Genomic DNA, 14,912 nt, shown 5'->3' with positions numbered 1-14,912 from the left:
TCAACACAGACTCGAATGGGTATTACTTGCTAAATTGTGTACACACTAGATCATAACGGACAAAAACAAAGCGTAACGGTGATTATGCGACCACTTAACATAAAAATTGGGAAAAAAAGGTTTCGTTTTCAGTCAGATGTGGCATTATCATTCTCGTTAAGACGATGTGCGTGCATCGTATAATGGCTATTACCTCAGCCTTCCAAGCTGATGATGCGGGTTCGATTCCCGCTGCACGCTCCAACTCTTACTCCTGCTTAGTCTTTCTCAATAAGACGATAAGCGTGCATCGTATAATGGCTATTACCTCAGCCTTCCAAGCTGATGATGCGGGTTCGATTCCCGCTGCACGCTCCAATTCTTTGTAAGTAAAATCCCAATTTAACTGTTTGTAATGAAACGCTTTAGTGCGTGTTTTTGTGTGTCTGGAAGCCAATTATTTTTGCCCATGAAGTCATACAACCATTGCTTAATGGATGACTAAATAAAATAGATAACGGCCTCATAAAGCAAATGATGGGCTGTCGACAATTATTGCCAAAAAGACCAATAAATAACATCCGGAATTTGTTGACCAATCTAGTATTACACTACTATTTCTCAATATGGGTGGAACGATTACCCGTCTCTGATAACTCGTATAAGGAATCCAGATGTTTAGTTCATGGATGAACAATGACCAATATATTTTAACCCTAATTCTCACGGCCATTGTTGCTATGTTCTTGTTCAGCTCTTGGCGTCACGACATGGTCGCATTTGCAGGACTAACAGCCGCTGTTATTTTCGGGTTGGTTGCTCCTGACCAAGCTTTTCTTGGTTTTGGACACCCTGCTGTTGTGACCGTTGCGTGTATATTAATATTGAGTCAAAGCTTACAAAACTCCGGGGCGGTAGACATACTTGCACGTAATATCTTGCCTGAGAATGCAGGTAGAACCGTCAGTATTTTTGTTTTGATGGGCCTAGGTGCTTTTTTGTCTGGTTTTATGAACAATGTCGGCGCGATGGCTTTGTTAATGCCGGTCGCGATTCAGTTGTCACAAAAGCTACAGATGTCCCCAGGCCAAGTATTAATGCCTCTCGCCTTTGGTACGATTCTCGGAGGAATGACTACTTTGATCGGCACACCACCAAATTTGATCGTTGCCGGTTTTAGAGAGGAAGTCGGGATCGGCAGTTTTTCAATGTTCGATTTTTCACCTATCGGGATTTCTGTCGCGTTCGCTGGAATTTTATTTGTCGCGGCAATTGGTTGGCGTCTTGTTCCTGCAAGAGCTAAGGCTGAATCTGATGGATTTGAATCAGGTGCCTACTTGACTGAGTTACATGTAGGGTCAACAAGTAAAGTGGTTCGTTTGACCATAAGAGAGATCAAAGAACTCATCAAAGACATAGATGCGCAAGTTACGGGCATAGTTCGTAACCAAGTAAAAATTATCGCACCTAACCCAGGAAGAAGAGTACTGTCAGATGATATTTTAATTGTTGAGGCCGAAGCTGATTCGTTAAACGAGCTTCTATCAGTTTTAGGGCTCAAACTGTTGCACGAATTTGAAAACAAACAGGAACATGGCGAAGAAGTTCTCACTAATTCTGTTCAAAAGACGACATCTAAAACATCTAGTGATGACAATGATAACGAGACCAATGAACCTGATAGTGACAAATCAGACAGTGAACAAGATGAAGTTAGTTTGTTTGAGTTGGTTGTGAAACCATCATCTGTACTTTGTAACAGACGTGTTGGCGATTTAGAGCTACAAGCTAAATATGGGGTTAATTTACTTGCGTTATCTCGTGAAGGACACAAAAAGACACATCGCCTCAGAGCTCAATCCATCTTATCTGGGGACCTACTTCTTTTACAAGGCAATCAAGAGTCTGTAATGGCTTTTGCTTCTGATTACGGATGTGTTCCTTTAGCACACAGAGACCTGCGATTACCCAACAAACGTAATGCGCTGATATCTAGTACAATTATGTTGATTTCGATTGTAGTCGCAGCAATTGGTTTATTGCCCGCTACAGTCGCATTCTCAATCGGTGTCGTCGCCTCATTGGCGCTTAAAACGATTGCGCTCAGAAAGGTGTACGATGCCATCGATTGGTCTGTCATCGTACTTCTCGCGTCACTAATCCCAATTGCCACTACAATACAGACCTCTGGTATGGCGGATATCATCGCTCGTTTTTTACTAGACACGATCGCTCAAGGAAACGCTGTCGTTACATTGGTTCTAATCTTGATCGTGACGATGTTTCTGTCTGATCTAATGAACAACGCTGCTACTGCCGCAGTAATGTGTCCAATTGCGATTGGAGCCGCAACAGCGTTGAATGTCAGTCCTGATTCATTTTTAATGGCTGTCGCGATTGGAGCATCTTGTGCATTTTTGACACCAATCGGTCACCAAAACAACACCCTAATCCTCGGTCCAGGTGGGTTCAAGTTTGGCGATTACTGGAAGTTGGGACTACCGTTAGAGCTCTTAGTTATCGCCATCTCGGTTCCTCTATTATTGCTTATTTGGCCACTTTGACCCCCGTAACTAATGCCGTGTCAACGATTTAATATGATAAGTAACTACAAATCAATGCCTTACCGGGTTTACTCTTGATTTATAGACACATCTCAGCGGAGAACAGCCTTTATCCTAACCTCAGATTGACATAAGACTACACTCGCAACATTGGCAGATTTCCGCTTTGTAGCCGCATTTCATAATCTCAATCAATCTACCGGTTTGAACCTTGTGTTAGTGTTCGCGCATCAAAAGCAATGTCGTAATAACAAAAATGTTAAAAAATAAAGAGTTAAGCGTAGACGCCATTACAGTGGCGCTGACTAAGGTTGAAAATGCGAACAAGATTGAGCTTGATACGCTAAAAGGTTACGTCGCACAGCAACCTACACAAGCGATCCGTAACTTCCAGGCATTGAGTGAAGCTGAGTCTATTGACGATAAGTTGAAAAAGATCATGACCGATATGCCTGATCTTATCGGCGAAGCGCACCATGTACTTGAAGCTTCTATCTTGCTTTGAGGTACAAACTCAATATCAAGAACAAAAGTGAAATTCTAGTCGCATCGACAAACGAAAAAGAGCAATCACCGTTAAAAAATCGATGGCTGCTCTTCATTATTCAATTCGTACGAAGTTGCGAGTAACTTGAATAACAACCAACCAGAAGCTTAATCTAGATTAAAGTCAATGCCCCTAGTCGATAAACAAAGGCCGAGCCAGACCTACTTAAATTGTCTTGCCTCAAAAGCTCTTTGTTCTTCTCTGTTTCTCTCTCGCTGACCAGCAATGATTCTGTTTTTGCTCATCCCAACCTTTATCTGATACCAAGTCTCTAGCATGAGTGCCTTGCCAGGACTTGTCCACCACGTTTTCTGGTACAATTTTTTGCTTGCAGCAATTGCGTCTGGGCTTCGATTAACGCACTCCAACGCCAAATTGTATGCTTCCATGTAAGGATCTGATGAAAGGTGAGTAACCAAACCGTAGCTTTTCGCTGTCTGGCTATCGATCACCTTTGCCGTCATTGCCATTTCCAATGTATGGTCTTGGCGCATCACTTCTCGAAAAGCAAGCGAGCCTCCCATGTCTGGGATCAATCCCCACTTACCTTCCATTATCGAAAAGTTTGAATCATAGCTCGCAATACGGAAGTCCCCACCACAGGCTAACTGCAAGCCACCTCCCCAACACTTACCGTGAATAGCGAAAATGACGGGACATGGAATCTCTCGCCATCCGGTTGAAAAGCGTTGTGCTGCATTCGCTTGGGTAGGCCACCATTTGAACAGCAGCTTTAATGCACCCATTTTACTCGTGAGTAGTGATTTAACATCGAGGCCAGAGCAAAAGTCACTTCCGCTAGCAGTCACAATCACTGCTCGAAGGGTTTTATTTTTCTTTAGTTCTCGAGTGAGGTGGTTCACTGCCATAAACATATCCATGTCAATGGCGTTCAATTTATCTGGTCGATTGAGGGTTACTGTCGCGATATTGTTGTCATCTATAGTGCAAGTAACACGATCTTGATTAGGCATAATGTAAGACATCCGATGTCATGGGCTTACTTTTAGAGTAAACATTTTATTAACATACTCAAATATCTATCGGTAAATTTGATACCTAAACAACGTATTCATGTTGATTCACATAAAAAGCAGTACCTAAGTTCTGCTAAGTACTAAATCATCACAATCACATGAGTCTTTAATCACGCCTTGCTTTTAACAAGAGGAAGATAAAGTAACTACCACCGATGACAGAAACCAAAGTCCCTGCAGCCAATTGAGCGGGAAATACCACAATTTGTCCTAGCCAGTCGGCAAACAACATCAAGGTGGCACCAATGAACATAGACAATACAATTTGCTCTTTGACCGTTCGAGCGCCAACAATTGCCGCAATATGCGGTCCCAAAAGACCAACGAATGCAACAGGCCCCATTGTTGTTGTCACCACACCGCACAGCACCGCGACCAGACTCAACAGCACTAAGTAAGCGGTTGAGATATTTAGTCCTCGGGCTGAGGCGAACTGACGCCCCGAGCCAATTAAAGTAACCCAACGACTTAATGACAAAACCGCGATAACGACCAGTGAGATGACTAAAGCAAGAGTTAACGCAGACTCAGGTTTCACACGATAAGTCGAGCCAGCAAGCCACGCCAACAAAGTGTATTTACCCTCTCCCACTCGTGTTAATGAAAACTGAACCAAAGCCTCTAATACAGCGGTTAACGAGATCCCGGTTAAGATCAAGATGGAAGGCGCGTATTGATGTTTCTTTCCGAGAAAAAGTAAAAGAGCAAGAGCGCCTAAACTACCCGAAAACGCGACCCAAGGACTTAATGTATGGATTGAATGACCAAACAATAAGCTGCTCAAAATCAACGCTAATACCGCCCCCGACGATACCCCTAGGATATCTGGGCTCGCAAGCGGATTGTAAACCAGTCGCTGGAGGATCACCCCAGCCACCGCCAAGCCACCACCAGCAAAAATAGCCGTTAACATACGTGGCCAACGAATTGAACACTCAAACGCATCTGGAACCTGAAAGTAGTGTTCGCTAGATAGCGGATGTGAAAAAGAACTCAATCCAAGCAGCACTATCATTACCGTACCTATCGCAAGATAGACTTTAGCACCCGTTTGCTTTGCTCCTTTCGGCATCGAAAAGAACATCTGATCTTGTGCGGTTAGCTGCTTTCTTGCAATTAAAATCAGCGCGGGAGCACCAATAACGGCTGTCGCTGTACCGGTCGGGATAATATCTAATGACCATTGCCCCATGAAGATAGCAAGACTATCCGTTGTGCACAGAAGTAAGGCGCCTAATAACCCACTCGCGTATAACTCATGCTTCGCCTTAATAGCACCAAGGTAGCGAGCAATATTTGGTGCAATCAAACCGATAAAACTGATCACCCCGACTGTAGTAATTGATACAGAAACCAGCCAAACACCGATAAACATCAACAAAAAGAACGTGGTACCGATGTTTAAACCACGAGCCGCGGCACCTTCAGTTCCGATCGATAACAACGTCAATACTCGCGGTGCAAATAGGAATATAGCAACAATAGGTAGAAGTTTAGGAAGCAGCCACTCAACTTGCTCCCAACCATTCTGGCCGAGATCGCCCGCACCCCAAATAAATAGATTTTGTGCATATTGGTCGTTGAGCAGAATAATCGCCGTCGCAAATGCGCCAAGTAGCAAGTTGACGGCCATACCGGCCAATACTATCGGCAAGCCGCTCATGTTTTTCAGACCAACAATCGCGACAATCAGCCCCATCGCAGCCAAAGCACCTAATAGAGCAAAAAAGACCGAAAATTGACCGACTAGCATTGGCGCAAAGACATTCAGCAGCACAAGTCCAAGCCAAGCACCTGCTGATGTACCCAGCGTCAATGGTGACATCATTCTGTTTTGAGTTAATTGCTGGAAAAGGCTACCAATGGTACCCAGAGAGCCGCCCACCAATATCGCCATCACCAAACGCGGTAAATTGACATCAATAAACCCCATCAGCTCAAATGACTGCGCATATAAGTCTTGTAGAGCCGACCAACTTCCTGCCGCCACTACCTCATTCATCAATAAAGATACGGGCCCAAAATCGCTCTGCCCTAGCCACAAATGAATAGTGGCTGCGAACAACAGCACAGCCACAACAATTAACCCGTTATATTTCATTACTTCTCAGCGAGCTCCAGCATTGATTCAGCTATCGCTTCTGCGTTGTAAAGAATTGACATCGCACCGCCATAACTCCAACTCGGCGCAACAGACCCTACTTGGTTATTCTTCACAAACGGCATGCTCTTCCATACTGGTGAACGATTGAGTTTGGCCGTGTAAGGGAAAGGTTCGAAGTACAGTGCAATTCCATCTTTTACGTGCTTAAGCTCTGTAATTCGTTTCTGAGTGATACCCCATTGGCTGGCTGGCAATTGAATCGCATTTTCAAAGCCAAGCTGTTCCAGCGCGTATTGAGGGATCGAGTTATCACCGTAAATGAACACCGAGTTGGTGCTTGCAAAACGAAACGACGTTACTTTCGGTTTGTCTGCCGGATATGCTTTATCGAGCAGGCCTTTAAGTTCAGCGATTCTTTCATTCATCGCTTGCAGTTTTTGATCAGCCACTTCTTCTTTACCAAGGACATGACTGATTTTCTTGAAGTTATCGATCGCAGCGTGTGCGTTATTATGTGTTTCGCTGTATGTCTTATAGTAGAGAACAGGCGCAATTTCAGACAAACGGGATTCGAGATCTTTCTGCGGTGAAGCGATCAAAATCACATCTGGCTTTAGCTGCTTAAGAACGGAGAAATTCGGTTCTGTGCGTGTCCCAACATCTTGCACCCCTTCTGGGATGGGAGGCTGAACAACCCACTCGTTGTATCCAGCGATATCTGGCACGGCAATAGGTGTCACTCCGAGCTCAATCACCTGCTCTGCAATATCCCAGTTGAGTGCGGCAATTCGTTCAGGTTGTGAAGGTAAGGTTTTAGCGCCTTCACTATCTTGTACTTCAAACTTGGCGAATGCTTGTCCTGAGCATAGGAAAACCATAATCGATAAACCAATTCCTACTTTGGAAAGTCGTAAGCCTTTATTTATTAATTTCATTTTGTTCTCTATCGGTTTTAGTTGTATGTTTTAAACGACAAAAGCAGCCTTCTCAGGCTGCTTGATTGTTTGGGTTACTTTAACCCTTTAGAATTCGTAGTTAACACTCAGCTCGACAGACTGCTCTTCGCCGAACCAACAATTACTATTGTCGTAACAGGTGTAATACTCTTCATTAAATAGATTGTTGACTAAGAAGTTTGCAGACGCTCCTGAAAGAGAGTCTGACATCATGCCTAAATCGTAACCAATCGAGATATCAACAACAGTGTAAGATGGCACCATACCTTGAGTATTCGAAGCATCCATTTGCATCTCGCCCATGTATCGGGCACCAGCACTAAAGCGTGTTCCCGACAAAACTCCATCATAAACGTTGTAGTTCCCCCATAACGTGGCTGCGTGTTCAGGGACATAAATAGGAGTCGTACCTTCAAGAGCTGGATTTACATCCTCTGTCACTTCCATATCCAAGTAGGTATAACTTGCCTGAATATCTAGCTCTTCAGTAACAAACCAACGCCCTTCAAGTTCCAGACCTTGTGAACGAACTTCACCCAGCTGAATTTTAGCTCTGTATGAAGGATCTGAAGGGTCAGCAACAATGGAATCTTGTTTAGTGATATGGAAATATGATGCAGTGAACTGCTTGTCCATATCAGGAGACAGGTATTTCACACCGACTTCTACTTGTTCACCTAGCTGAGGTTTCAGAGATTTACCATTAATATCTGTACCAGCAGCTGGCTCAAAACTTGTTGCGTAACTTACAAATGGTGACAAGCCATTGCTTAACTCATATAGCGCCCCAACACGATAAGAAAACTGATTATGATCGGCTTCATCTTTACCATCGTAGGTTGGTAAATCACTTTGTTTATCATCCATCGCTTTAAACATGTCATAACGACCACCCGCGAGTAAAACTAGCGCATCGTAACGAACTTGATCCTGGAAATAGAAACCTAGCTGCTCTGTCGAAATATCATGTGTTTCACGATAACTCTCTTGGAGATTGTCACGATCCAAAAGATCATTGTTAGGGTTATACACATTGAAGCCGTAGAAGCCTGCATTAGCGGTATACTCTTTGTAGAGAGAGTCCCCATCTAACTTGATGTAATCAACACCAAAGAGAAGGTTATGCTCTAGCCCACCAGCCAAAACAGTACCTGAAACTTGATTATCAATTGCGAAGCTTTGTGACTCTTCATCGGTACTGTATACATTTCGAATCATCGCGCCCGTAGCAGGGTTAAAATTTGTCGAACGATGATAGGTATTCTCTTGATATAGAGAAGCATCGGTATAACGAGCATTTTGCAAGAACGACCAATTGTCATTAAATTGGTGATTGATTTTGTAACCCACCATAAGTACTTCACGCTCGAAAGTACTCCAATTTTTATCCCCCATCGACACAGATGGATCATGATATTTGATCGCTTCTAAAGGCATCGCAGAGTTTGTTCCCATTGCAGGATCATTCTGATAATAAAGGTTGAAATTAATCAGTGTGTTATCGGATGCTTGCCAATCCAAAGAAGGCGCAATTACATAACGCTCTTCTTCAGCGTTATCTACTTGGCTGTCTTGTTTGCGCGCCAACGCTATCAAGCGGTATGAAAGATCACCGTCACCAATCTGTCCGGTTGTGTCAATCGACGCTTCCATTAGGCTTCGTGAACCTGTCGAAACACCAACCTTAGTAGAAGCATCACTTTGTGGCGTTTTGGTAATCATATTAACCATTCCGCCAGGTGGCATTGCACCGTATAAAACCGATGTTGGCCCCTTAAACACTTCTACTTGTTGAATTGCGATGGGATCAATCTGTGGTTGTAAGTTCCAACCCGTCAGGAATGGCAATACTAAACCATCGTAGTAGCTTTGATTATTAGTAAAACCTCGAATCGAGAATGTGTCATACATCGTCACTGACGCACCCTTCTGCTCTGTAACCACACCCGGCGCATAACGCAGTGCTTGGTTGAGTGACTTTACACCACGCTGCTCAAGCTGCTCTCCTTCGATGACTGTAATACCTTGTGGGGTTTCTTCCGGCTCCAAAGCAGACTTTGTCGCAGTATTACGATACGCCTTGCCGAGGATCGTTACTGTTTCTACATCTTGCTCAGAGTTTGTTTTCGACTCTTCTGCATATGCCGGAACGGATAAAGCACTAATGAGCGCGACAGTTAATGCGGAATACTTGAAATGAGTGTGGGTGTTCATGAGTCCCTCAGATACCAATGCTTAAGTTAAATAATAATAAATCTCATTTGCATTGTATGTATCTAAAGGCGTGATAGTTAACAATTTGGTGCAAATATCTATAAAAAAGGTCAATTGCTCAGTAAAAAGCAATTGACCCTTCAATAAACATGGTCAAATTTTGGGTTTCCCCATAAAAAATCAGAGGTTGATTAGGCTTTTACTATGGGAACCCAGTACTCCATCTCAGCATCTAGTGACTGTGACTGATAATCCTTTGGATAGACTTCTAGTTCGTAGCCGTCAATTCCGCGATACCCTGAAGATGGAAACCAATTAAGAACAAACCAAGACAACGTATTAGGCAAACCTTGAATAGGTCCTTTATGTTTCACCACTGCATAAGTCTGCTTAGGTACGGTGAGTATCTCTAGTTTTTCTGAAACGACACTCGGTAGGGTTGGCATAGAGACATTTTCATCTAACACGACACCAGCCCAATATTTCAGGTTCGTGCCGTCAAAATTAGCTTGAGTGATATCGACCACCCCAATAAAACGCAAGTCTTGTTGTTTAGGCAATACCACTTCTTGTTCAAGGCGTGACCACAATTGTGGAACCTTTTGAGAAAAATCCTGCGTGAGAGAAAACAACCCGCTGATTTCTGTACTCATGCCCTTGATCAGAAAGGCATCCTTCTCATCAATTTTTACCTCTACAAAACGAGCGCAACTCTCTTTTTCTAAAGCAGTAGAGAACTCCGACACCTCAATAGGCTTCTTTAAACCAACCCTTTTGCCGTTTTTTCGATATTGGCTGGGGCTAATCTCGAACATCTGCTTAAACGCTCTGCTGAAGCTAATCTCTGAGTTGAACCCCAGAGCAATCGCGATATCGATGACTCTTTGGTCTTCATCTAACAACATTTCGCCGGCTCTGCTCAACTTAAGTTCTCGAACATAGTTCGCTACGGTCATTCCTGTCTCTGACTGAAAGACGCGCTGCAGTTGCCAACGAGACCAACAGCTCTGGGTCGCTATCTCTTCTAAAGAGAGTGGGCTACTAAGGTTATTGTGAATAAAACCGAGAACCTTACTAATTCGCTCAAATGCAGGGGTATTCTTATTCAACGTTTATACTTCTTCGTCTTGAGTGGGTTATAAATCGACACGTTATATTCGCCTTGCAAATATTAGTATCATTAACCTCGATTCGGGTCACGCACCGTTTGTTACTGATTCCAAAAGATCCATTTCAAACGACGTCAATGCACCAATTTGTATGGTGAAGTGCGCTTTGTTTGGTTATGATAACGAAATTGATTATCATTTATTGCGTTCTTATGTTGGCTCAAATTCACGACATTGTCACCCGTAAAAAAGCCCCGCCTCTTCATCAAAAAGTATTCTCCCTTTCAAAAGAAGTCACCCCTTTCTTAAAAGGTAGCTTCGGGCCCATTAACGGCAAGAATATTGTGATCAGCAATCCAGAAAGTCACATTGAGATCAAACGTGTTTATGATATCTTGGCCAAAAACCACCCTGAAGCGGGGAATCCATATTGGTTGACTCGCACTTGGGATTTACTCAGCTGGCAACCTATATACGTCTCCTTTATTTCCATTTATGCGTTGCACTCACTGCCTGATATCCAGAATATTGGTCAATCACGCTTAAAAGGGTTTATCACTGGCTACCGTTTTAGCACGGATGCACACCAACATGGTAAGCCTGAAACCTTGATCCCCGAAGCCGGTAAAGCGCTACTGGCTTTATCCGAGTTCTACCGAGAGCAAATTAATAGCTGGACACGCATTCGTCCGGGCTTTACACAGCATTTGCTGGCTGATCATCTTCTAGCGGCACTCATTAAAGTTCAACGTCACCATAATGAGTTCAGCAACGAATATATACGTGAGCAAGCGAGGCTGTGGTTAGAGGCTTGTGAGCTACCCGATCGCCATTTAAGCAGCCTTAAAACCGATCCCGAAACGGGAATGTTGAAGTTGATCAGAACGAGCTGTTGTCTCGTCTACAAGTGTGACTCTCGTAAACTGTGTGATGATTGCCCTCGACATCCAGATAATAAGCGTCGAGCAGCTAAATCTACAAAATAACAAGCGACGTAAAGCGTCACCCTAGCAAAAGTTATTTATGTTCCAGATTTTTTTGTTGAAGTGATTCACGATGTTCTCAGCATTGTAAAACATGGTCGCCGTATATGAGTAATTCATGAAATCAGATAGGCAGTAGGCTCTATCCATTTACCTGCTGCGCTTCTGGGCTATTAAAACCACGAGTGATATTAAAGAGTGTAATTAAAGTAAACACAGCAATCACAATCGACAGGTGCCAAGTTTCGCCTAACCCCAGTTTAACCAATCCCATACTCACTAACGACGACACTACCATTTGCCCTCCCCCAGACATCGCTGCCGCCGCACCCGCATTTTTTTTGTATGGAAGCATCACGAGAGCTTGAGCACACGGCAATGCAATACCGTTACCAAGGATCATCAGTAATTGTCCAAGCATCAGGTATAAAGGCTCTAGAGGGCACACAAACAGCCAAACAGCCGCGCAGATATGAAGAACAGGCGTAATCAGCAGAGTTTTCTTACTGCCGAAAATAGGTCTAATGCGGCTACACAGACTGGTGCCTCCTAGCATACCCAACGCAGGTATCACAGCCCACATTGCGTATTGATCCGATGTCATGCCAATTTGATTCTGCATGATAAACGGCATCACTGAAACGGTTGTAATCATCAGACTGAAGTTAAGCCAGCCGATACTGGCAAAGCTGATGAAGTATCGGGAACTCAGTAGTTCCTTGTATTGAATCGCCATACGCTTCGGTGAAGGGATCTTCGAAAACTGATTGACCGTCTCCTTGAAACGAAAAGCGATCACAAACCACACTAAACTCACATAGCCAAGCAGCGAGATAAAGACCATACTCCAGCCAAAGTGGAAATTGATAAATCCACCAATCACCGGAGCAATCAACGGTGTAATCGACGCTACCATAGCAATATAAGACATTGCTATGGGTAACTCAGAACCCGAATATCTATCACGGGTTGTCGCTCTAGCTAATACCGCGCAGCACCCCGTTCCTAATCCTTGCAAGAAGCGGCCTAGTACCATATTCGAGAATGAGTGACTCAGGAAAATAATCACGAGCAGTCCCATCAAAGCGATCAGAAGGCCGGTCAATAACACTTTTTTACGCCCTAAAGCATCGGAGATTGGGCCATACAAGAATTGTGAAGGTCCAAAGCCAAGCAGATAGACACTCACCAACAACTGAGCCTGCTCCAGTGACACATCAAAGTCTTTGGCAATCCAAGGTAGTGATGGAAACACCAAGCCCATGCTAAGTTGACCAACGCTGATGATCAAACAAGCGAGCAAGATAGTTTTAAATTCAAAACTGGACTTCATGGTTGCGCAACCTAATTTTGATGAGTGTAACTAGAGCGATAGAAACAATGCTTGCATAACAAGCCATCGTGTCAGCATGGTTGTTAAACATCGTGAGGAAAGACGAGATAACATACGCCACCGAGTTTATTCATACAATACTGTTTACATTTATTTTCGAAATAGTCACTTTTCACAAACCATAGTAACGCTACACTAAAAGACAGGGACTATTTGGAGAAACCGTATGAAATTAACTCATTGTATTACCGCGGCTTTGAGCTTCGCCATTGCGTTGCCCAGCCAAGCACTTCAAGTGGAGAAGATCACCGATGGGTTATTGATTCCTTGGGGGCTTGCGTATGTTGACGACAAAACAATGTTAGTGACCGAACGCGAAGGAGTCATTAAACAAGTTAATCTAAGTACCGGCGAGCAAAAAACGCTTTTTCGTCTGCCTGACGTTTGGGCTAAAGGTCAAGGTGGCGCTTTAGATATTGCTCTATCTCCTTTTGAAAAAGACAAGATTTATGTCACCTACAGTAAAAAGCAACAAGGTGATGCCGTTACTGCTCTCGCAAGTGCGACCTATAACGGAACACAGATTACCGACTGGCAAGACGTGTTCGTCTCTCAATCCCTAACAGATACAGGTCGTCACTTTGGCAGCCGCATTACTTTCGATAGCAACAGTCTCTATTTCTCTATTGGTGATCGCGGTGATCGGGACAACGGCCAAGACACGCAAACCCATGCGGGTTCTATTTTGCGGCTAACCCCTGACGGACAGGTACCCAAAAACAACCCTTTTGTGAAAAACAAAAACGTACTGAATGAAATTTGGAGCTACGGCCACCGAAACCCACAAGGTCTTTTCTATGATCAAAAAACCAACAAGCTTTGGTCGATTGAGCATGGACCACGCGGCGGTGACGAGATCAACCTGATAAAGAAAGGCGCAAACTACGGCTGGCCAATCACATCTCACGGTAAAGAGTATTGGGGCCCCATTAAGGTTGGTGAAGCAAAAACCAAAAAAGGGATTGAGTCACCTATTAAGGTTTATATTCCTTCTATCGCTCCGGGCAGTTTAGTGCTTTATCGAGGTGATAAATTTCCTGAACTTAATGGCAAGCTATTGTCGGGCGCATTGAAGCTCGCTCATATTAATGTTGTCACTCTGAATAAGAACAACCAGGCCGTAGCCGAAGAGCGGTTGTTTGAAGATATGGGAGAGCGAGTTCGCGATATTGAAGTCACACCAGAGGGTGATATCTACTTTAGTACCGACAACGGCAATCTATATCGCATAATCCATTAGGTTTGTCGCCAGGGTAAGATATTGTAATCATTTTGATGTGATATCTGCCTTGGAGATCCATTTAGATAAAGGTGCAAATTGTCTAGTTACTCCAATAATTCTCGTTTCTGGTCTGTTTTACGCCTCACATTTCAACACTACTATTGACATAAATAACTGTTGAATTAGTGCTATGACTCCAGTTTTTAATCAAAAATCACACTTATTTGTCACAAAAAGTACAACAAAACACCATACCACTGTAACTCCATGATATCTAAGGAATGGAAAGTTTGACTGCCCCCAAAGTTCTGCAACCTTTAGCACAGTTCCCATTGACACAGACCTTGTTTAATTTAGACTCGATTTCGGCTAGAAAGAAAGTTCTTTGTATATAAACATATCGTTGGATTACTAGTAACTCCCCGTTGTGTTGTACGCAATAGCAATAAACTTTTCCACGCTATCGGTGCCGCAATAGGCTCAAATAAAAAATAATTTAGGATATCATCATGTCTAACACAGTTACTGGTACAGTAAAATGGTTCAACGAAACTAAAGGTTTCGGTTTCATCCAACAAGAAAACGGTCCAGACGTATTTGCACACTTCTCTGCAATCGTTGGTGAAGGCTTCAAAACTCTTGCTGAAGGCCAAAAAGTTGAGTTCGTAGTATCTCAAGGTCAAAAAGGTCCTCAAGCAGACAGCATCAAAGTAATCTAATTGATCGCTTAACGCATTCCTAAAATAGCCAGCCAATGCTGGCTATTTTTTTACCCAAAATTCATTCAGTTAAGGTAAGATAGAG

The 14,912-nt window shown here is 43.4% G+C and carries 11 protein-coding genes and 2 tRNA genes; 7 read left to right on the top strand and 6 right to left on the bottom strand.

Translation table 11 applies throughout. From position 1 onward, the window contains the following. Nucleotides 1-168 precede the first annotated feature (168 nt). The 4 genes from vsple_RS20100 to vsple_RS20085 all read left to right on the top strand — a co-directional run bounded on the left by vsple_RS20100 (nucleotide 169) and on the right by vsple_RS20085 (nucleotide 3,048). Nucleotides 169-243: transfer RNA gene (locus vsple_RS20100), tRNA-Gly, on the top strand. Nucleotides 244-282: 39 nt separating this feature from the next. Beyond that, nucleotides 283-357: transfer RNA gene (locus vsple_RS20095), tRNA-Gly, on the top strand. Between the two features lie 296 nt (nucleotides 358-653). Beyond that, on the top strand, nucleotides 654-2,543 hold the full coding sequence (locus vsple_RS20090) for an SLC13 family permease (RefSeq protein WP_261883588.1): 1,890 nt from the start codon (nucleotides 654-656) through the stop codon (nucleotides 2,541-2,543). A gap of 256 nt (nucleotides 2,544-2,799) precedes the next feature. After that, nucleotides 2,800-3,048 (top strand): hypothetical protein, encoded by a 249-nt coding sequence (locus vsple_RS20085; protein WP_261883587.1) that lies wholly within the window; start codon nucleotides 2,800-2,802, stop codon nucleotides 3,046-3,048. A gap of 203 nt (nucleotides 3,049-3,251) precedes the next feature. Here vsple_RS20085 and vsple_RS20080 read toward each other — a convergent pair whose 3' ends face one another. The 5 genes from vsple_RS20080 to vsple_RS20060 all read right to left on the bottom strand — a co-directional run bounded on the left by vsple_RS20080 (nucleotide 3,252) and on the right by vsple_RS20060 (nucleotide 10,510). Beyond that, nucleotides 3,252-4,064 (bottom strand): crotonase/enoyl-CoA hydratase family protein, encoded by an 813-nt coding sequence (locus vsple_RS20080; protein ID WP_261883586.1) that lies wholly within the window; start codon nucleotides 4,062-4,064, stop codon nucleotides 3,252-3,254. A gap of 169 nt (nucleotides 4,065-4,233) precedes the next feature. Beyond that, complete coding sequence (gene fhuB, locus vsple_RS20075; protein WP_261883585.1) at nucleotides 4,234-6,228, bottom strand: Fe(3+)-hydroxamate ABC transporter permease FhuB; 1,995 nt, start codon at nucleotides 6,226-6,228, stop codon at nucleotides 4,234-4,236. Beyond that, the gene (locus vsple_RS20070; RefSeq protein ID WP_420833822.1) at nucleotides 6,228-7,109 is read right to left on the bottom strand and encodes an iron-siderophore ABC transporter substrate-binding protein; all 882 of its coding nucleotides are present in this window, start codon (nucleotides 7,107-7,109) and stop codon (nucleotides 6,228-6,230) included. The genes fhuB and vsple_RS20070 overlap by 1 nt, the downstream gene beginning before the upstream one ends. 144 nt (nucleotides 7,110-7,253) lie before the next feature. Beyond that, entirely contained in the window at nucleotides 7,254-9,401 is a 2,148-nt protein-coding gene (locus tag vsple_RS20065) for a TonB-dependent siderophore receptor (protein ID WP_261883583.1), read from the bottom strand. Nucleotides 9,402-9,592: 191 nt separating this feature from the next. Beyond that, the gene (locus vsple_RS20060) at nucleotides 9,593-10,510 is read right to left on the bottom strand and encodes an AraC family transcriptional regulator (RefSeq protein ID WP_255231965.1); all 918 of its coding nucleotides are present in this window, start codon (nucleotides 10,508-10,510) and stop codon (nucleotides 9,593-9,595) included. Nucleotides 10,511-10,722: 212 nt separating this feature from the next. Here vsple_RS20060 and vsple_RS20055 point away from each other — a divergent pair, with 212 nt between their 5' ends. Further along, nucleotides 10,723-11,496: a siderophore ferric iron reductase gene (locus tag vsple_RS20055; protein ID WP_261883582.1), complete on the top strand. Its 774-nt coding sequence runs from the start codon at nucleotides 10,723-10,725 to the stop codon at nucleotides 11,494-11,496. Between the two features lie 139 nt (nucleotides 11,497-11,635). Here the strand turns inward: vsple_RS20055 and vsple_RS20050 are convergent, their stop codons facing one another. Next, nucleotides 11,636-12,826 (bottom strand): multidrug effflux MFS transporter, encoded by a 1,191-nt coding sequence (locus tag vsple_RS20050; protein WP_255231966.1) that lies wholly within the window; start codon nucleotides 12,824-12,826, stop codon nucleotides 11,636-11,638. Between the two features lie 226 nt (nucleotides 12,827-13,052). Here vsple_RS20050 and vsple_RS20045 point away from each other — a divergent pair, with 226 nt between their 5' ends. Further along, nucleotides 13,053-14,126: a PQQ-dependent sugar dehydrogenase gene (locus tag vsple_RS20045; protein WP_261883581.1), complete on the top strand. Its 1,074-nt coding sequence runs from the start codon at nucleotides 13,053-13,055 to the stop codon at nucleotides 14,124-14,126. A gap of 491 nt (nucleotides 14,127-14,617) precedes the next feature. Next, on the top strand, nucleotides 14,618-14,827 hold the full coding sequence (locus tag vsple_RS20040) for a cold-shock protein (RefSeq protein ID WP_150896589.1): 210 nt from the start codon (nucleotides 14,618-14,620) through the stop codon (nucleotides 14,825-14,827). The last annotated feature ends 85 nt before the right edge of the window (nucleotides 14,828-14,912 follow it).

This window comes from Vibrio pelagius (assembly GCF_024347575.1).
GTDB classification, from domain to species: domain Bacteria; phylum Pseudomonadota; class Gammaproteobacteria; order Enterobacterales; family Vibrionaceae; genus Vibrio; species Vibrio pelagius.
The sequence above is the reverse complement of the archived record's forward strand: the minus strand, read 5'-3'. Positions and strand labels throughout refer to the sequence as shown.